This window comes from Alkalicoccobacillus porphyridii (assembly GCF_007293315.1).
GTDB lineage: Bacteria > Bacillota > Bacilli > Bacillales > Bacillaceae_D > Alkalicoccobacillus > Alkalicoccobacillus porphyridii.
Genome location: NZ_VLXZ01000005.1, coordinates 228,244 through 245,646, shown reverse-complemented (window position 1 = coordinate 245,646; position 17,403 = coordinate 228,244). Strand labels below are relative to the sequence as shown.

The 17,403-nt window shown below is 39.9% G+C and carries 19 protein-coding genes; 15 read left to right on the top strand and 4 right to left on the bottom strand.

What is annotated here, in order from left to right; genetic code table 11:
• The first annotated feature begins 25 nt into the window (after window positions 1-25).
• The 9 genes from ccpN (at window position 26) to FN960_RS10390 (ending at window position 8,377) form a co-directional block, all read left to right on the top strand.
• Entirely contained in the window at window positions 26-661 is a 636-nt protein-coding gene (gene ccpN / locus FN960_RS10430) for a transcriptional regulator CcpN (RefSeq protein WP_143848645.1), read from the top strand.
• A 41-nt stretch (window positions 662-702) separates the two neighbouring features.
• Window positions 703-1,518: a pyruvate, water dikinase regulatory protein gene (locus FN960_RS10425; RefSeq protein WP_143848644.1), complete on the top strand. Its 816-nt coding sequence runs from the start codon at window positions 703-705 to the stop codon at window positions 1,516-1,518.
• Between the two features lie 321 nt (window positions 1,519-1,839).
• A complete protein-coding gene (locus tag FN960_RS10420; RefSeq protein WP_143848643.1) occupies window positions 1,840-2,292 on the top strand; it encodes a YaiI/YqxD family protein in 453 nt (150 codons plus the stop codon).
• A 66-nt stretch (window positions 2,293-2,358) separates the two neighbouring features.
• Window positions 2,359-4,164, top strand: a complete 1,806-nt coding sequence (gene dnaG / locus FN960_RS10415) for a DNA primase (RefSeq protein ID WP_143848642.1) — start codon at window positions 2,359-2,361, stop codon at window positions 4,162-4,164.
• Between the two features lie 48 nt (window positions 4,165-4,212).
• Window positions 4,213-5,328 (top strand): RNA polymerase sigma factor RpoD, encoded by a 1,116-nt coding sequence (rpoD, locus tag FN960_RS10410; protein ID WP_143848641.1) that lies wholly within the window; start codon window positions 4,213-4,215, stop codon window positions 5,326-5,328.
• Between the two features lie 58 nt (window positions 5,329-5,386).
• Complete coding sequence (locus tag FN960_RS10405; RefSeq protein ID WP_143848640.1) at window positions 5,387-5,911, top strand: hypothetical protein; 525 nt, start codon at window positions 5,387-5,389, stop codon at window positions 5,909-5,911.
• Window positions 5,912-6,039: 128 nt separating this feature from the next.
• Window positions 6,040-6,417: a c-type cytochrome gene (locus tag FN960_RS10400; protein WP_143848639.1), complete on the top strand. Its 378-nt coding sequence runs from the start codon at window positions 6,040-6,042 to the stop codon at window positions 6,415-6,417.
• A gap of 132 nt (window positions 6,418-6,549) precedes the next feature.
• Window positions 6,550-7,287 carry a tRNA (adenine(22)-N(1))-methyltransferase gene (locus FN960_RS10395; RefSeq protein ID WP_143848638.1) on the top strand — a complete coding sequence of 246 codons (738 nt, stop codon included), beginning with the start codon at window positions 6,550-6,552 and terminating at the stop codon, window positions 7,285-7,287.
• On the top strand, window positions 7,256-8,377 hold the full coding sequence (locus FN960_RS10390) for a Nif3-like dinuclear metal center hexameric protein (protein ID WP_143848637.1): 1,122 nt from the start codon (window positions 7,256-7,258) through the stop codon (window positions 8,375-8,377). Before FN960_RS10395 ends, FN960_RS10390 begins: the two co-directional genes overlap by 32 nt.
• Window positions 8,378-8,447: 70 nt before the next feature.
• Here the strand turns inward: FN960_RS10390 and FN960_RS10385 are convergent, their stop codons facing one another.
• The 3 genes from FN960_RS10385 to vrrA form a co-directional block, all read right to left on the bottom strand.
• On the bottom strand, window positions 8,448-9,389 hold the full coding sequence (locus FN960_RS10385) for a 4-hydroxy-3-methylbut-2-enyl diphosphate reductase (protein ID WP_143848636.1): 942 nt from the start codon (window positions 9,387-9,389) through the stop codon (window positions 8,448-8,450).
• A gap of 104 nt (window positions 9,390-9,493) precedes the next feature.
• Window positions 9,494-9,982 carry a CarD family transcriptional regulator gene (locus FN960_RS10380; protein WP_143848635.1) on the bottom strand — a complete coding sequence of 163 codons (489 nt, stop codon included), beginning with the start codon at window positions 9,980-9,982 and terminating at the stop codon, window positions 9,494-9,496.
• 129 nt (window positions 9,983-10,111) lie between these two features.
• Window positions 10,112-10,687, bottom strand: coding sequence for a VrrA/YqfQ family protein (gene vrrA, locus FN960_RS10375; RefSeq protein ID WP_143848634.1), 576 nt, complete (start codon window positions 10,685-10,687; stop codon window positions 10,112-10,114).
• A gap of 165 nt (window positions 10,688-10,852) precedes the next feature.
• On the opposite strand from vrrA, the gene FN960_RS10370 reads away from it, so the two are divergent.
• Entirely contained in the window at window positions 10,853-12,166 is a 1,314-nt protein-coding gene (locus FN960_RS10370; protein ID WP_143848732.1) for a DEAD/DEAH box helicase, read from the top strand.
• A 35-nt stretch (window positions 12,167-12,201) separates the two neighbouring features.
• Window positions 12,202-13,095: a deoxyribonuclease IV gene (locus tag FN960_RS10365; protein ID WP_143848633.1), complete on the top strand. Its 894-nt coding sequence runs from the start codon at window positions 12,202-12,204 to the stop codon at window positions 13,093-13,095.
• Between the two features lie 9 nt (window positions 13,096-13,104).
• Here FN960_RS10365 and FN960_RS10360 read toward each other — a convergent pair whose 3' ends face one another.
• Window positions 13,105-13,371 (bottom strand): DUF2624 family protein, encoded by a 267-nt coding sequence (locus FN960_RS10360; RefSeq protein WP_143848632.1) that lies wholly within the window; start codon window positions 13,369-13,371, stop codon window positions 13,105-13,107.
• Between the two features lie 178 nt (window positions 13,372-13,549).
• Here FN960_RS10360 and FN960_RS10355 point away from each other — a divergent pair, with 178 nt between their 5' ends.
• The 4 genes from FN960_RS10355 (at window position 13,550) to FN960_RS10340 (ending at window position 17,336) form a co-directional block, all read left to right on the top strand.
• Window positions 13,550-14,686, top strand: coding sequence for a two-component system sensor histidine kinase NtrB (locus FN960_RS10355; protein WP_260681979.1), 1,137 nt, complete (start codon window positions 13,550-13,552; stop codon window positions 14,684-14,686).
• Window positions 14,687-14,856: 170 nt separating this feature from the next.
• Window positions 14,857-15,549: a lytic transglycosylase domain-containing protein gene (locus FN960_RS10350; RefSeq protein WP_143848631.1), complete on the top strand. Its 693-nt coding sequence runs from the start codon at window positions 14,857-14,859 to the stop codon at window positions 15,547-15,549.
• A gap of 153 nt (window positions 15,550-15,702) precedes the next feature.
• Window positions 15,703-16,476 carry a metal ABC transporter ATP-binding protein gene (locus tag FN960_RS10345; protein ID WP_143848630.1) on the top strand — a complete coding sequence of 258 codons (774 nt, stop codon included), beginning with the start codon at window positions 15,703-15,705 and terminating at the stop codon, window positions 16,474-16,476.
• Window positions 16,473-17,336 carry a metal ABC transporter permease gene (locus tag FN960_RS10340; protein WP_143848629.1) on the top strand — a complete coding sequence of 288 codons (864 nt, stop codon included), beginning with the start codon at window positions 16,473-16,475 and terminating at the stop codon, window positions 17,334-17,336. Before FN960_RS10345 ends, FN960_RS10340 begins: the two co-directional genes overlap by 4 nt.
• Window positions 17,337-17,403 lie beyond the last annotated feature (67 nt).

Sequence of the window (17,403 nt, the reverse complement as noted above, 5' to 3'; positions counted from 1 at the left end):
GTTATTGAAAAGGCGGTGAAGTGCCATCGAGCTATCGAGCAGACAAGAGCAGATTCTGACAATCGTTAAGGAAAATGGACCGATTACGGGAGAAAGCATTGCAGAAAGGCTCTCTTTAACAAGAGCAACGCTCAGACCAGATTTAGCGATATTAACGATGTCTGGTTACTTAGATGCCAGACCTAGAGTAGGCTATTTCTATACGGGTAAATCAAATGATCATATCCTTTCAGATAAGGTCAAAACAATTACAGTGGGTCATTATAAATCTCGACCAGTGGTAGTAACTGAATCCTCATCCGTCTATGAAGCGGTCACCACGATGTTTCTAGAAGATGTGGGCACGTTATTTGTAGTTGATAAGCTCTCCACACTGTCTGGTGTTGTATCTAGAAAAGACCTTTTACGAGCAAGCTTAGGACAGCAATCTCTAGAGAGCATTCCTGTTGGAGTAATTATGACAAGAATGCCAAACGTAACGGTTTGTGAGGATCAAGACTCGATCATTGAGGTAGCTAAAAAGCTAATAAATAAACAAATTGATGGGTTGCCGATCGTTAAAAAGGTTAGTCATGGCAGTGGATATGAAGTAACTGGACGAATTACAAAAACAAATATGACGAGTCTGCTTGTTGACCTGGCTAACAATGAAACGATTTAGGTTCTCGCACCTATTACTCATTTGTACAAGGAGAGGTTTACATGGAGGAAATTAATCATCGGCCCATTGTCTATGTAGTTTCAGACTCTGTAGGGGAAACGGCAGAGCTGGTCGTAAAGGCAGCTGTTAGTCAATTTAGTGATTCTGGAGTAGAGCTGCGCAGAATTCCGTATGTGGAAGACAAAGGGACGATTGAAGAAGTCATTTATTTAGCCTCTCAGGTTAAAGCCTTAATTGCATTTACACTTGTTGTCCCAGATATGAAAAACTATTTACTGACGAGAGCGGCTGAAGAGCAAGTAGAAACTGTAGATATCATCGGTCCTATGCTACAAAAGGTTTCTGAGCTAACAAATAAAAAGCCGAGATACGAGCCGGGAGTGATATACAGGCTAGACGAGGATTATTTTCGAAAGGTGGAAGCGATTGAATTTGCAGTTAAGTACGATGATGGTCGTGACCCGAGAGGGATTATTAGGGCAGATGTCGTATTAATTGGTGTATCTCGCACTTCAAAAACACCATTATCTCAGTACCTAGCTCATAAGCGCTTAAAAGTGGCAAATGTTCCATTAGTACCAGAAGTAGAACCACCAGCTGAACTTTTTAAGATTTCTCCTCAAAAATGTATAGGGTTAAAGATCAGCCCAGAGAAATTAAATAGCATTCGTACTGAAAGACTAAAGGCGTTAGGACTTAAGTCAGAGGCAAATTATGCCAATATCAATCGTATTAAAGAAGAACTTGAGTATTCTGAGAAAGTAATGAACAGAATTGGATGCCCAGTTGTGGATGTATCAAATAAGGCTGTTGAGGAAACAGCAAATTTAATCTCAAATATGTTTCAACGAAAATAGAAAAACCAAACCCCATATCACAAAGTAATAGTGGTATGGGGTTTGGTTTTCTGAATCAGGTCTAAAATAAAATTCTGTTCAAATGGACAATTATTACGTATAATAAAGAATTGTGATTTCAAATAAAAAATGGTCTAATTAACAGAGAGAACAAATAAATTTGAAAAGTCAAGACTTTTTCCAATTTTTTTGGCAATGATAGTAAGAGATACATTAAGATCGAGTCAGTTTCAGGTTATGTGTTGCAAATTTCGACGTATTTCAACTTTTTTTTAATTTAAAGAAGGATTTTTTAAAGGAGTGTGGAATTAATTTAGTACAATGGATGAAAAACAACACATCATTTTGTATGTAGATGCAGATTCCTGTCCTGTAAAGGAGGAGATACTGGCTTATCGTTTTCGAGCAGATTTAAAGATTGTGTTTGTGATGTCTTATGCGCACACGATGTTTTTACCTTCTGAGGTAGAACAAATCATGGTCGATTCTGATTCAGAGGCAGTGGACTTATACATTCTTAATAAGATTCGAGCAGGGGATCTGTGTGTGACTCAGGATCACGCTTTAGCCTCTTTGCTTCTCAGGAAACATGTAAGAGTGTTCTCTCCACGGGGAAATCAATATACAGAAGAAACAATAGAACAATTGCTTGACGTAAGGTATCAATCGGCTCAAAAGCGTAGAAGGGGAATAAGAACAAAAGGTCCAAAACCCTTCACAGAAGAAGATAGACAACGATTCTCGCTTCTTTTGGAGAAAACTTTGCAAAATTAGCAGGAAAAACGAAGAAAAGCTCGAATCTTATTGTTTTATGATGATTTTATATGAACGGTGATGTGAATGAGTACCCGAATTCCAGAGGAGAAGATCGAAGAAATTCGCAAGTCGAGTGATATTGTAGATGTGATCAGTCAATTTGTGCAGCTTAAGAAACAGGGGAAGCAATACACGGGCTTATGCCCATTTCATGGTGAGAAGTCCCCTTCGTTTTCAGTTTCCCCTGAAAAGCAGGTGTATCATTGCTTTGGCTGTGGAGCTGGGGGTAATGTATTTACATTTCTGAGAGATCATGAAGGATATTCCTTTACTGACTCAGTTAAGTACTTAGCAGATAAAGGCGGTATTGACCTCCCTGAAGCAATGCATCAGTCTTCAGAAAGTCGCTCATCGAATCATCAATTTGCAGAAATGCTTAGGGGACATGAGGAAGCGGCAACGTTTTATCAGCGCGTTTTTGCGTTCACAGAAGAAGGGAATGCCGGACGTGAGTATGCAAGTCAAAGGGGATTTACGAACGAGCAGCTTACACACTTTCAAATAGGTTTTGCCCCTAATGGATGGGAGAACCTGGCTACCTTCCTTACAAAAAAGAACTTTACGGAGGCAAGCCTTGTGCAGGCAGGTTTGGTAGCTGAACGTGATCAATCGGAAGGCGTATATGATCGTTTTCGAAATCGCTTGATGTTTCCAATATGGGATTCCCAGGGTAAAGTTGTAGGGTTTAGTGGTCGATTGGTTGGGGAAGGTAAGCCAAAGTACTTAAATAGTCCAGACACACCGATCTTTCATAAAAACAAGCTATTATATGGTCTACATCTGGCAAGAGCTTCTATCCGTAAAAAGAACATAGCGGTATTACTCGAGGGAGCAGCCGATGTTGTTGCAGCGTGGGGAGCAGGAGTCGATAATGGTGTTGCAACACTGGGTACAGCTTTAACGGAAGAGCACGCAAAGATATTAAGACGTAACGCCGAACATATATTAATATGTTATGATTCGGATTCCGCAGGGCAAAGTGCAGCCTTTCGATCGGCGAGTTTACTTGAAAAAGCAGGCTGTACAGTAAGTATAACAACTATGCCGGAGGGCTATGATCCCGATGACTACATCAAAGCTTTTGGAGCTGAACGATTTAATTCGGATGTAATAGGGTCAGGTCAAACGGTGATGGCTTTTAAGATGAAATACCTTCGTCAGGAGAAAAATCTCCGAGATGAAGGAGAACGAATGTCTTATATCGAAGAAGTACTAGAAGAGCTAGCTGCTTTGCCTCGTGCGATAGAAAGGGACTACTATTTAAGGCAGCTCGCTGACGAGTTTTCGCTATCTCTAGATGTGCTGAAGCAGGAGCAATACCGAATGTATCGGGAAACAAAAACCATCCATCCTGCAAAAGAGGCAACTCAGGTTAGCAATGTCAGTGAGCGAAGGCAGGTAAGACAAAAGCGTCTCTTACCTGCTTATCAGAACGCAGAACGTATTCTGCTTGTCTTAATGATGGAAAATGAGGATCTCGCTTGGCGAATTCAAGAACAGCTTGGATCCGCATTTAATGTGGATGAGCATCAGGCTCTGTTTGCTTATTTGTTGGCCTATTATGGAAAAGGAAATGAAGCAAACCCAAAAGAGTTCTTACAGAGCATAGAGGATGCATCCCTCGTTCGTCTCGCGTCAGAGCTTTCAACAATGACTGTTAATGTTGAATGCTCAGAAGAGGAGCTCGAGGATTATATTAAATTGATTCAAGATTATCCAAAGAGGGTAGAGATACAGCAAAAGCAAGCTGAATTGAAGCTTGAACATGACCCCATTACCCAAGCAAGATTATTAATTGAAATTCAGCACCTAAAGAGAGAGCTTTCTTAGAAAGCTAGCATAAATAGTTAGGTTTGAACATTGGAAGGAGGGGATCGCATGGCAGATAAACCATTACGTCCAGTTACGGAAGGTGAATTATCCATCGATCAAGTGAAAGAACAGTTAGTGGAGGTAGGTAAGAAACGCGGAGTTTTAAGCTACGCTGAAATTACAGAGAAGATGGCGAGCTTCGAGCAAGATTCCGAGCAGATGGATGAATTCTTTGAGTATCTAGGAGAACAGGGAATTGATCTTCAAAATGAATCGGACGATGGACCTTCTTCACCTGAGGTAGCAAAAGAAGAAGAGTTTGATTTAAACGATCTAAGTGTGCCACCTGGCATCAAAATAAATGATCCAGTCCGCATGTATCTTAAAGAGATTGGACGCGTACACCTACTATCTGCAGCTGAAGAAATTGAATTGGCCAAACGCATTGAGCAGGGAGATGAAGAAGCAAAACGCCGTCTGGCTGAAGCGAACCTTCGACTTGTCGTTTCGATTGCAAAGCGTTATGTTGGTCGTGGTATGTTATTCTTGGATCTTATTCAAGAAGGAAACATGGGACTAATTAAAGCTGTTGAGAAGTTCGATTTCCAAAAAGGGTTTAAGTTTAGTACGTACGCAACCTGGTGGATACGCCAAGCAATTACAAGAGCGATCGCTGATCAAGCGCGTACAATTAGAATACCTGTGCACATGGTGGAAACCATTAACAAGCTCATTCGTGTTCAACGTCAATTACTTCAAGATTTTGGACGAGAGCCAACACCTGAAGAGGTAGCTGAAGAAATGGAATTGACCCCTGAGAAAGTGCGTGAAATACTAAAAATTGCCCAAGAGCCAGTTTCTCTAGAAACACCAATTGGGGAAGAAGATGATTCACATCTAGGTGACTTTATTGAAGACCAAGAAGCCCTTGCTCCTTCAGATGCTGCTGCTTATGAATTATTAAAGGAACAGCTTGAAGATGTATTAGATACATTAACAGACAGGGAAGAGAATGTCTTACGTCTTCGTTTCGGACTTGATGATGGACGTACGAGAACACTTGAAGAGGTTGGAAAGGTATTTGGCGTTACACGTGAGCGTATCCGTCAAATCGAAGCCAAAGCCCTTCGTAAGCTTCGCCACCCTAGCAGAAGCAAAAGGCTAAAAGACTTTTTAGAATAGAATCATTCCTAAAAAGGTTTACTCCAATTGGGGTAAGCCTTTTTTTAAGGAGGCAGTGATGGAACGTCAGAGAAAAGATATCATTATAAATGAAATTCAATACTGGAAGGAATCCAAACTTCTTCCAGAGCAGCAATGTCACTATCTATTGGCTTTATATAGTGAGGGTGAAGAAACATTTGTAAAAAAGCGAAACCGATTTCATTTACCGTTCATGTGGGTCTTTCTGTCTCAATTGTGTTTCTGTCTTTCCGTCTTAATTCTATATTTTACTGATTTTGTATGGCCAATGCAAATTGCACTTAGCACAATTCTTATTTTTATAACGGGATTATTAGGGTATGCTAAAAGAAATAACCTTGCAGAATCTGCGCTTCACCTTATGATGTCTTCATTAATTTTATTTGTTACAAGCCTAAAACTAGCTCTATTCCTTTGGCAGGGAGCTTATTTATGGGTGCTCATTTCTTTATTTGTAATTGGTTGGATTATTGCGGGTTATCTATGGAGACAGAAAATCTTTTTTGTTCTAGCGACTTTTGTACTAATAATCCTGATCTTATTAGTTTTTTTTAATAGTTAGTCACAGAAAGTGAAAAGTTGTCCTTTTCAGATATTCGCTTTTCAAGTAAACTATATAAGACGCGTGTTTTTTGTCCATACATAGTTATTAACGTTGTTGTAAACGTCATCTTTGGGAGGGTACGTAATATGAAAGGCAGTCCATTAATACCATTTGCGCTTATTGCACTAATTGGAATTCTTCTGATGGCAGGATTATCTGCTTACGGTTTGTTTGAAAGAAATGCTGCTGAAGAAGGAGAGAATGGAGCAGAAGAGGAAGTAACTGAAATTGAAGATCCAATTGCTGCTGGAGAAGAAATGGCTCAAGCGTCCTGTATTAATTGCCACGGTGGTGATTTAGCTGGTGCTGCAGGTCCAGCTATTAATAATCTTGATGGCCAATATACGGTAGAGCAGATTTCCGAGATCATTCAAGTTGGTATTGGTTCCATGCCTCCACAGACTCAATATGACCCAGCAGAAGCAGATGCAATTGCTGAATACTTATTATCTATTTCGGAGTAAGTAAGAGGACTTCCTGTAGCACCTTAAACTGGGCGCTGCGGGAAGTTTTTTTGATGCAGGAGTGCGTCTTTTTTTTGTTTTAAATATGGTAAAATAAATGATGACAAATTGAGAAGATACAAAGGTGATAAAATGAACGAACAACAACTTTCAAAACGATTAGCATGCGTAGCAGCACATGTTAGTGATTTGAACATGGTGGCTGATATTGGATCAGACCATGCTTATTTACCAAGCTTCCTATGCCTAGAAAATCCACAAGTAAAAGCTATTGCTGGTGAGATTAATGAAGGGCCATTTCAGGCAGCAAAATCCCAAGTGTCTCAGCTGGGGCTAACTGACCGGATTGATGTTCGAAAAGGTTCAGGATTGGATATAATGGCTCCAGGTGAGGCAGAGGCAGTCACGATTGCTGGCATGGGTGGCGGACTCATTGCGGCCATTCTTGAAGATGGTAAAGAAAAGCTGCCTGGTGTCACTCGTTTAGTATTACAGCCGAACAATGCAGCACGAGCTGTTCGTGAGTGGTTGTTAGAGAATCAATGGATGCTACTGAAAGAAGATATCATTGATGAAAATAATAAAATTTATGAGGTGCTTATTGCTGAACCAGGTTTAGATCAGCATCGTTATCAAAAGGATACAGAAAAAAAGCTTTTGCTCGGACCACATCTAATGCTTGAACAAAATGAGGCATTTATACATAAGTGGACAGAGGAAGTAGAAAACTGGAAGCGAGTGTTAGTAGCGCTAGAACAGGGTAAAGAGCAAGAAGCGCTTCAAGCGCGAAAAGGGATGCTTATAAAGAAGATTGAAATGGTTCAGGAGGTATTATGTAATGACACAAACAACAGGCCAGGATGTAATTAGACTGTTTGAAGAATGGGCTCCTCAGACACTTGCCGTTGAGGGTGATCGTGTTGGTTTAATGGTTGGTACCTTGGAGCAACCGGTGAAACGTATCATGACGGCGTTAGATGTTACGGAAGAGGTAATAGATGAAGCAATTAATGAGGAAGTTGACCTAATCCTTGCTCATCATCCTTTGTTATTTCGTCCTCTTAAAGTCATTGATACGCACACTACCCAAGGAAGAATTATTCAGAAGGCCCTTTTCCACAATATTACGATCTATGCAGCTCATACAAATTTAGATATTGCTGAGGGCGGAGTGAATGATATGCTAGCTGACGCATTGTCACTACAGCATACGCGTGTGTTAGCTCCAACGGTTGAGACCCCGTTGGTGAAACTAGTTGTATTTGTACCAACCACCCATGCAGAGGCCGTTCGAAAGGCCATTGGAGATGCAGGTGCTGGTCATATTGGCGAATATAGTCATTGTTCGTATTCACTCGAAGGAACAGGAACGTTTAAGCCAAGTGAGGCGTCTAATCCCTTTATCGGAACGGTAGGGGAGCAAGAATATGTCGAGGAACAAAGAATAGAAACCATTGTTACAGAATCGAGGATCTCTGCTGTTATTAAAGCGATGCTTGACGCACACCCCTATGAAGAGGCAGCATATGATCTCTATCCACTTAAACAACAAGGAAAGAGCTATGGTCTTGGCAGGATTGGTGAGCTACAGGAAACGATTACACTAGATGCGTTAGCTGAAAAGGTAAAGCAGGCTTTTGAGGTGAGCACTCTCCGAATGATTGGTGATCGAAATAAGCGGATTAAAACAGTTGCGGTATTAGGTGGGGATGGAAATAAATATGTACAAAAAGCCATGCATGCTGGTGCGGATGTATTGATTACAGGAGATATCTACTATCACACAGCAATAGATGCCATAGAGGACGGCTTTGTTTTACTTGACCCTGGTCACAACATTGAAAAAATCATGAAAATGGGAACAGTGCAACACATGAGAGAAAGAATAGCAAAGGCTGGATATGATGAGGTAACAATTTTTGAATCTAACGTGAACACTGACCCTTATCAGTACAAATAGAAGTAGGCGAAGAGCTTATAAAAGAAAAACCCCCGTGTCACAGTTCATAGAAGGTGGCACGGGGGTATTATTATTTAATTTTTACTTTTGGAAGAAGCTTTTCAAGATTAACTGTACGATTAATTGGCCATGTTTGCGGATCCTCATGATCAAACTGAGTTAAATAGGCGATAACTTCTTTAGTAATCGGAGTTGGTGTGGAAGCGCCAGATGTAACACCGACAATATCAACCCCTTGAAGCCATTCAAGTTCGATTTCGGTAATATCCCCAATTCGATAGGCTTTTGTACCGGCAATTTGTTCAGATACTTGAGCCAGACGGTTAGAATTATTACTTTTAGGATCACCCACAACTACAACTAAATCACATTCCTTGGCTTGTTCAGCTACAGCCTCTTGACGTACTTGGGTAGCAAGACATATTTCATTATGAACTTCAGCATGTGGGTAAAGCTCCATTGCTTTTTTCATAATATCCGATACGTCCCACTGACTCATTGTCGTTTGGTTTGTAATAATAATCTTATCAGTTGTTAATCCAAGCTGGATAACATCCTCAACAGATTCTACAAGGTGAACGGCATCTGGTGCAACACCAATAGCGCCTTCTGGCTCAGGGTGTCCCTTTTTGCCAGCATAGATAAATTGGTAACCCTCTGCGTGTTTTTCGCGTATCAAATCATGGGTTCTTGTTACATCAGGGCAGGTAGCGTCAACAACCGTTAACTGCTTTTCTTTAGCTAGCTTACGAACCTCTGGAGACACACCATGTGCAGTAAATATCACTGTGCCCTTTTCAATTCCTTTTAATATTTCAAGTCGATTTGGTCCATCGAGAGAAATAATTCCATCTGTTTCAAAAGCATCTGTCACATGCTGATTATGAACAATTTGTCCAAGTATATAAATCGGGCGGGGTAAGTCAAGGTTTTGCGCAGCCTGTCTCGCTAAAACCATGGCATCCACTACGCCGTAGCAGTAACCCCGTGGTGAGATTTTTTTTACATTCATCTACTCGTCCTCCTATATGAGAGCTTCCGACTCAAATGATTAAAGGGGAAGCTTTCTTATATACCCATTGTAAAGGACGTGGAGGGTATTGACAATCGTTGTGCTTATGATAATTCAAGCAAATTACTGTCAATGAACTCATAAGCCTGTTCTTCAGACATATTGTTTACCAGAACCAGCTCGCTAGCAATCATTTGTTTTGCTTTTTGTAGGTGGTTCCGATCTTGAATATGAAGACCATTTGACCTACCTGCTTGCTTTTTAGAGAGAGAAGAGATAAGGTGTGCAGCGTCAAAAATACTGCCACTTTTTAGAAGGTTTTCTGTCTCTTTTGAGAAGTGACTTGTTGAAGGGGGAAGCTCTGGTCCGTTTTTCAATGCTTCAACTACATTATCTAGTTCATCTTGCTCAATTATTTTGCGCAAGCCTGAACCATCGATCTTTTTTTCAGGGAGCATTAATTTAACATCTACCAATGGAAAGTGAAGAACAAAATAGGAATGAGTTTCACCAAGAACATCCTTTTCTTCTATATCCCTTATTGTTCCAGCGCCATGGTATGGATAAACTACGTGATCACCGACTTTAAACATGAGCATTCCTCCATTCGAGTTGTCAGTATTTAGTATAACACAAATGAAGCAAAATTTGAAATTATACTATCCACTCAATAAGCTTGTCAACTATTAAATTACATTCACGGGAATATTCCCGTGAATGAGCTAAACATAGAGTTTAGGAGCAGGCATACCACCAACGGTAGAGGTAGGGGGAGTTGTAACCGTAGTAGCTGATTGGTTAGAATCTATAGGTGTTATAGTGGGAGATGCTTGAGTGATGGGGACGGGCTGTGAAACCAAAGTATTTACTTCAACATTGTCTGGAGTGGTATCAGGTTCAGGCTGACTTCTCATGATTCTCCATATAGCTGGGGCGTTTCTAATAATAGGTCCATATTGCTGAACCATGGGCACAACTTGTTGAGTTATGCCCATGATCCGCTGAGCATTTTGTAATAAAGAGCTAAAATTAATCCCGCTTAGAAAACCGCCGCCTGCTGTTGCATTTGCGACACCAGCTCCACTAAAAGCTGTGCCGGCTCCAGCGCCTCCACCAAATAACCTTGAGAGCAATCCCACTCTACCACCTGTGCCTTGCATAAAATTAGTGACTGTTTGCGGCCCAGGACCAAAAAAAGTAGGGGGCGTCATGCCGGGACCAGGACCAAACATGAACGGATTCCTCGGTAAGGGCTGCATAGGTGTAGGTCCTGAAGGCGGACCAAATAAACGCTGCATAGACGTTCTCCTCTCAATATATGTCCCTTTAGTTGTATATATGCAATATACAGAGTGGGAGTGTGCCTAATTTCATTTTGGTTGATGCAATCATCGTGTTTGCCTTCATTATGTGGTAATATAAACAAGTATAAATACCTAAAGTTTAGAGAGTAGGAAGTAATGATGATTTCAGATAATTTTAAACGGTTTGGACTTAAACCGTTTTTACTAGATGCACTTAATGAACAAGGTTTTTCTAAACCTACTGAAATACAAGAACGATTGATTCCAGCGATCATTAATGGAAAAGATGTCATTGGTCAATCTCAAACAGGAACAGGGAAAACCCTATCCTTTCTTTTGCCAATCCTTCATATGGTTAACACAGAGCGAAAAGAGCTTCAAGCCATAATTACTGCACCAACAAGAGAATTGGCTACTCAGCTTTTTGATGAGTTAAAGCTTCTGACAGATCAAGATCAAGCCGTCACTAGCCAGCTACTTGTTGGTGGGACTGATAAAAACCGAGCAATGGACAAGCTCAACCATCAGCAACCACAAATTGTTGTAGGAACGGCAGGAAGAATTTCTGACTTAGTAGCGGAAAGAGCATTACAAGCTCATACTGCTGGAATTTTAGTCGTGGATGAAGCAGATCAGATGCTTGATATGGGCTTTATTGATGATGTGGATCGAACAGCCTCTCAGATGGCTCCTAACTTGCAGATGCTCGTTTTTTCCGCGACGATACCAGAGAAGCTACAACCGTTTCTTAAGAAATATATGAACGATCCTAGACACGTAAAGGTAGAGCCTGAGCATGCAACTGCTCGTAAGATTGAGCACCAACTCCTGCCGCTTAAGCATCGTGATCGACTACAGGTGGTTGTTGATGTAGCGAAGGCTATTAACCCTTTCTTGGCCGTAATTTTTACGAACACAAAGGATGAGGCTGAAGAGGTTTCTCAAGCATTGCTTGATGCAGGATTAAACACAGAGCGTATACATGGCGGATTACAGCCTCGAGAGCGTAAACAAATTATGAAGCAAGTCAGAGACATGAAGATTCAATATTTAGTTGCTACAGATCTTGCTGCTAGAGGGATTGATATTAAAGGAATTACCCACGTTATCAACTATAACTTACCAAAGGATCTAGACTTCTATGTGCACCGAACAGGTCGTACAGCGAGAGCCGGCTTGAGTGGTATAGCAATTACTCTGTACGCGGGAGAAAACCAGCAAGCTGTAGAACGGTTAATTAAAAAAGGCATATCCTTTAGCTATGTTGAGTTAAAGCGTGGCGAATGGATCATTAGTGATAAACCACCAGTTGGACTAGGTCGATCTGAAGCACGAAAAAAGACCGTATCTGGAAAACAAGCAGCTGTGGCAAAACCTAAAAAAGTCAAGCCTGGCTATAAGAAAAAAGCTAGGTATAAGCAGGCAAAAGAAGATCAAAAGCTGCGCCGCGCCAAAAGACGTTCTAGTAAATAATGATTGTTCAAAGCAGATAATGAGGTGAAGTAATTATGACATTAAAGATAGGGTCCCATGTATCCATGAATGGAAAGAAGATGCTGCTCGGTGCAAGTGAGGAAGCAGCATCCTATGGCGCAAATACGTTTATGATTTATACTGGTGCTCCCCAAAACACAAGAAGAAAAGCGATTGAAGAGCTAAACATTGAAGAAGGCACTGAACATATGAAGCAGCATGGTATGGAGGATATTGTTGTTCATGCCCCTTATATTATCAATATTGGGAACACGGAAAAACCTGCTACCTTTCGACTCGGTGTTGATTTTTTACAATCTGAAATTGAAAGAACAGCCGCTTTGGGAGCAAAACAAATTGTTCTTCACCCTGGAGCTCATGTGGGAGCAGGAGCTGACAAGGGCATACAGCAAATAATTAAAGGATTAAATGAAGTATTAGAGGTAAAGCAGGATGTTCAAATAGCGCTAGAAACAATGGCAGGTAAAGGAACAGAATGCGGTCGCTCTTTTGAAGAGTTAGCAACTATTATTCATGGTGTGACTCACAACGAGAGACTTTCAATCTGCTTTGACACGTGCCATACTCACGATGCGGGCTATGATATAATGAACGATTTTGACGGTGTATTAAACACTTTTGATAAAGTTATTGGACTCGATCGTTTAAAGGTATTGCATATTAATGATAGTAAAAATACGGTCGGAGCCGGAAAAGACAGGCACGCGAATATTGGATTTGGACATATTGGATTTAAAGCACTACACTATATTGTGAAGCACGATCAGCTGGCATCGGTCCCAAAGATTCTCGAAACCCCTTATGTAGGAGAGGACAAAAAGGATAAAAGACCCCCTTATAAACATGAGATTTCTATGTTAAAAGAAGGTCAGTTTGATGAACAGCTTTTAGAAAATATCATGATATAATATAGAAGGTTATGGAAGCAGATGGCTGTATTGTTGGAGCAATTGTTGAATCGTCCCGGCAACATGGCTATCTGTTTCTGTTTGTAATTTCGCTAGAATTCGTTCAACTTGTTCTGCATTTCCAACATCTATTTTCTCCGTTTTAAGTATGCTAACTACCTTTTGAGCTTGTGACTCACTTAACTTGATTTGATTTTTTTCAGCCTGTTTAATTAATTCCACTGCGGTTATCGAATTTATTTTTTGATTGATAATCTGTTGCATAAACATGTTCATACTTGACCCTCCTCAGCATTTGGCACTCGATTATACCTATGGGCGAACTAAAGATTTTGTGCAGAAAAAAAGGAAATTCGTAGCTAATCACGAATACGTTAAGAAAAGTGAGTCGTCTGTAATAGTCTTTTTGATCGAATTCATTATTTCATTCGGGACTTTAAAAAAAGGAGGGGCTATGATGTGTGAAGAATATTCAAACGGCAAAGCAGCCTCTGAAAAAGGGAGCCGTAGGATGACGCAAAAATCCAATTCATCCATTCAATCAACTTTTCTTATGCCGGCTATACATAATACATCTGTGAAACCCCAAAATCCCTATATCGAGGATTTAGGGTTCCCATATTTAAAGCTCGATCATAGCTACAAAGTAATCGGTTGGAACCAATCGCTTTTAAAAACGTGTCAGCTTGATAAAACTGACATTGAGAATGCCTCCTTTGTTAATTTAGCCGAGCAGTTTGCTTTGTTTAGATTGGCAAATGAACTTATTTTACTTTCCTCACTAACAAATAAAGTGGAGGAACGATTGTATGAGGAGGAGGACACGCTTATTCGAGTATGCGTCTTTCCATTCTCATACTTTAATAGTCAATATATTATGTTTGAGGATCTCTCATACCAGAAAAAATTTGAGCACTTGCTAACATTTCATCATCAGATGGAGGCGGTATCGCATATCGCGGCCGGTGTGGCGCATGAATTAAGAAATCCTCTTTCTGTCATTAAAGGATTTTTGCAATTAGCGAAGCTCACAAATGATTTCCACAAATACTATGACACTATTCTTACTGAGTTAAATCGTATGAATGGAATTATTGAAGATTTTTTATCGGTATCAAGAAAGAAAATGACAAGAAGCTGGCAATCACCAAACACAATCATTGAATCCCTTGTTCAAATTCTGAAGTCCGAGTGCCTGCTCCATGATGTTGAGTTGAAGCTAGAACTGATGTCTTCGGATCAGCAGGTTAATGTAGATGTTAATGAGTCAATGATCAAGCAAGTCATTCTAAACCTATTACGTAATTCAATTGAAGCCTATGGAACATCTAACACTAGTCGATTATTTAGTGTACATACGGCTATAGAAAATCAGTCTTTTACTATTATGATTAAAGATAATGGTAAAGGTATGCCTCGCGAAATCTTAGATCAAATCGGTAAGCCCTTTTTCACTACGAAGGAGAAGGGAAATGGGATTGGCATTCCTTTATGTAAGAAGATCATTGAAGACCACGGAGGGACTTTTGTTATAACAAGTGAATACAACATTGGAACAGAAGTAAGAATTACCATTCCTTTAGTGAGTTGATTCCATTGTTGAATATATTGTATTTATTTGAATTTAATTAAAATGGAGGTAAGTATTTAGCGGTAGTTGTTGTAAGGGTAGAGTGGTACACTCATAGCGCATCGCGTTTAAATTAAATAATATAGGGTAACTACAAGTGGTGACCTAGAATGTTTAAGGAGTGAATACTTATGCTACAACGATTTGTCTATGCAAGCTTACTTGCATTAGTGATGCTGACAAGCTACTTTGCTTACAGCACGTATAGTTTAACGCAAGAGATTTCAAATAAAGAACAGGAATTAAATAGCCTTTTAATCACAAAAGATGAACTCGAGCTACAGAATAGAGCAGATTTATCTGGTACATCTGTAGCTAGTTATAATAAATGGCTTCAATCAACAGAACTAGCAGAACAATTGTATAAAGATAGTGATGGACGATTCAAGAAAGACTGGGGTCTTTTTTTAGGCGAACTTGCTCAGGAAAAAGAAATGGATCCATATATTGTGTATGAGCTACTTAAAGTGGAAACAGGGGGAAGTTTTGATCCGAACTCGGTAGGCCCCAGAACGCGTTTTGGTGTAGCTTATGGTATGGCTCAATTTATGACAAACACGGCGCCCTGGATTGCCGACAGAGCTAATTTAGAATATAAAAAAGAATTACTGTTTGAACCTCTGTATTCAATCCAGCTATCTGTGGAATATTTAGATTACTTATATGATGAATATAATGACTGGGACTATGCGTTAACAGCTTATAATCGTGGAATGACAGGATTAGAGAAATATATTGAACAGAATGGACATGCCCGAAGCGAATATGCAGTGCGCATTCAACAGGGTGTCATGCATCACGATTCGATTGCATTTAATAAATAGAGAAATCCCTTCAAGGCAGAGTTGCTTTGGAGGGATTTTCTTTGTTTAATCATTTACATTGGACAGATTAAAAAAAAGCTTTATAATAGGGAAGGATTAACTAAATCGTAATCATTCTTACTTTTACGTGAGTACACAAAGGAGAGGGCGTCAATGACGAATCAAACGATGTTGGCTGAGCTGAAGAACATCCATTTTTATTATGGTTCTCGTCATGTATTAGAAGATGTATCCCTTCAGTTAACGAAAGGATCATTTATAGGGCTTGTGGGACCAAACGGATCAGGCAAGTCTACATTAATACGTATCCTATTAGGGCTCATGCAGCCTACACAAGGTCAAGTTGAACTATTTGATAAAAAAATAAATCATTTTTCTAAATGGGACAAAATTGGATTTGTATCACAAAAGGCTAATAGTTTTAATACAGGGTTTCCAGCGACCGTGTACGAAGTGGTTTCTATGGGGCTATATGGAAAGGTTGGACTGTTTCGATTCTTAAACAAGAAGGACAAACAAAAAGTTTATGATGCCATAGAACAAGTAGGTATGCAGGAATATGTACATCAGAACATTGGTGAGTTATCTGGTGGTCAACAGCAGCGAGTTTTTATAGCTCGGGCTTTAGTGAGTGACCCAGAACTGCTTATATTAGATGAACCAACTGTTGGCGTGGATGTATCTAGTGTAAAAGCATTTTATGAGTTACTCAAGACACTAAATCAACAAGAGGGTCTCACGCTCTTATTAATTACTCATGATACTGGAGTTATGACACAATATGTGTCAAAGGTGGCTTGTTTAAATAAAACGATTCATTTTCATGAGCCAGAAGATTTTGAGCGAAATCAGGATATGTTGCATGTTTATCGTCATGATAGAGGCACATCCTCTAATCCAAATAATAATGAGGAAGTGCACGCATGATTGACACGTTTTTACGATTTGATTTTTTGCAATATGCTTTATACACAGGAATGATGATTGGTTTACTTGCACCGATACTTGGCGTTTTCTTAGTCGTTAGGCGTATGTCTCTTATAGCGGATGCGCTCTCACACATTACGCTATCAGGGATTGCACTTAGCTTATTGCTAGGGAAGCATATTGGATTCTTTGCTGGCTTAAATCCCCTATACATGGGAATGGTATTCTCCGTTGGTGGCTCCTTAATGATTGAGCAGTTACGGCGGGTATACACACATTATAAAGAAATCGCGATCCCGATTATTTTATCTGCGGGAATAGGGGTAGGCGTTATTTTTATTTCATTGGCTAATGGGTTTAATAACGACTTATTTAACTATTTGTTTGGGAGCGTTATAGCCGTTACGTATTCAGATTTTATTACCATTGCTTGGATTACCGTACTCGTAATAGTTGTATTAATATTTTTCTATAAAGAGTTATTCTTTCTCTCTTTTGATGAAGAGCAGGCTGTTATCTCAGGCATTAATCGAAAGCTTGTAAATATGGTATTTGTTGTTCTGGTTGCTTTGGTCATTGCAGCAGCGATGCGGGTCGTTGGAATCCTATTGGTATCAGCATTAATGACTCTTCCTGTTGCAGGTGCTATGCGCTTCGCAAAAGGATTTAAACAGTTATTTCTCTATTCGGTGATTCTTGGTGAAATAGCAGTGATTGGTGGGTTAATTGCCGCGTTTCAATTTGATTTGGCTCCCGGAGGTACCATTGTTGTTATTTCCATTCTAATGCTGCTTTTATCCATTGCATTTGGAAAAAATAAACATAAACGCTGGTTCAGAAAGCCTCAGCCTCAAGCTTAGTTCGACAGGAGCTAGGTGACGAGCAAAGGCGATTAGCGTATAATAATAAACAGAAGAAATGAAAGTT

What these genes read in the sequence shown, in the direction of transcription:
- FN960_RS10345 (WP_143848630.1), top strand. Translation starts at nt 15,703, where the DNA reads ATGACGAATCAAACGATGTTGGCTGAGCTGAAGAACATCCATTTTTAT.
- FN960_RS10385 (WP_143848636.1), bottom strand. Translation starts at nt 9,389, where the DNA reads ATGAATGTAAAAAAAATCTCACCACGGGGTTACTGCTACGGCGTAGTG.
- FN960_RS10420 (WP_143848643.1), top strand. Translation starts at nt 1,840, where the DNA reads ATGGATGAAAAACAACACATCATTTTGTATGTAGATGCAGATTCCTGT.
- FN960_RS10350 (WP_143848631.1), top strand. Translation starts at nt 14,857, where the DNA reads ATGCTACAACGATTTGTCTATGCAAGCTTACTTGCATTAGTGATGCTG.
- FN960_RS10365 (WP_143848633.1), top strand. Translation starts at nt 12,202, where the DNA reads ATGACATTAAAGATAGGGTCCCATGTATCCATGAATGGAAAGAAGATG.
- FN960_RS10360 (WP_143848632.1), bottom strand. Translation starts at nt 13,371, where the DNA reads ATGAACATGTTTATGCAACAGATTATCAATCAAAAAATAAATTCGATA.
- FN960_RS10425 (WP_143848644.1), top strand. Translation starts at nt 703, where the DNA reads ATGGAGGAAATTAATCATCGGCCCATTGTCTATGTAGTTTCAGACTCT.
- vrrA (WP_143848634.1), bottom strand. Translation starts at nt 10,687, where the DNA reads ATGCAGCGTTTATTTGGTCCGCCTTCAGGACCTACACCTATGCAGCCC.
- FN960_RS10405 (WP_143848640.1), top strand. Translation starts at nt 5,387, where the DNA reads ATGGAACGTCAGAGAAAAGATATCATTATAAATGAAATTCAATACTGG.
- FN960_RS10355 (WP_260681979.1), top strand. Translation starts at nt 13,550, where the DNA reads ATGATGTGTGAAGAATATTCAAACGGCAAAGCAGCCTCTGAAAAAGGG.
- FN960_RS10370 (WP_143848732.1), top strand. Translation starts at nt 10,853, where the DNA reads ATGATTTCAGATAATTTTAAACGGTTTGGACTTAAACCGTTTTTACTA.
- dnaG (WP_143848642.1), top strand. Translation starts at nt 2,359, where the DNA reads ATGAGTACCCGAATTCCAGAGGAGAAGATCGAAGAAATTCGCAAGTCG.
- FN960_RS10400 (WP_143848639.1), top strand. Translation starts at nt 6,040, where the DNA reads ATGAAAGGCAGTCCATTAATACCATTTGCGCTTATTGCACTAATTGGA.
- FN960_RS10395 (WP_143848638.1), top strand. Translation starts at nt 6,550, where the DNA reads ATGAACGAACAACAACTTTCAAAACGATTAGCATGCGTAGCAGCACAT.
- FN960_RS10340 (WP_143848629.1), top strand. Translation starts at nt 16,473, where the DNA reads ATGATTGACACGTTTTTACGATTTGATTTTTTGCAATATGCTTTATAC.
- FN960_RS10380 (WP_143848635.1), bottom strand. Translation starts at nt 9,982, where the DNA reads ATGTTTAAAGTCGGTGATCACGTAGTTTATCCATACCATGGCGCTGGA.
- FN960_RS10390 (WP_143848637.1), top strand. Translation starts at nt 7,256, where the DNA reads ATGACACAAACAACAGGCCAGGATGTAATTAGACTGTTTGAAGAATGG.
- rpoD (WP_143848641.1), top strand. Translation starts at nt 4,213, where the DNA reads ATGGCAGATAAACCATTACGTCCAGTTACGGAAGGTGAATTATCCATC.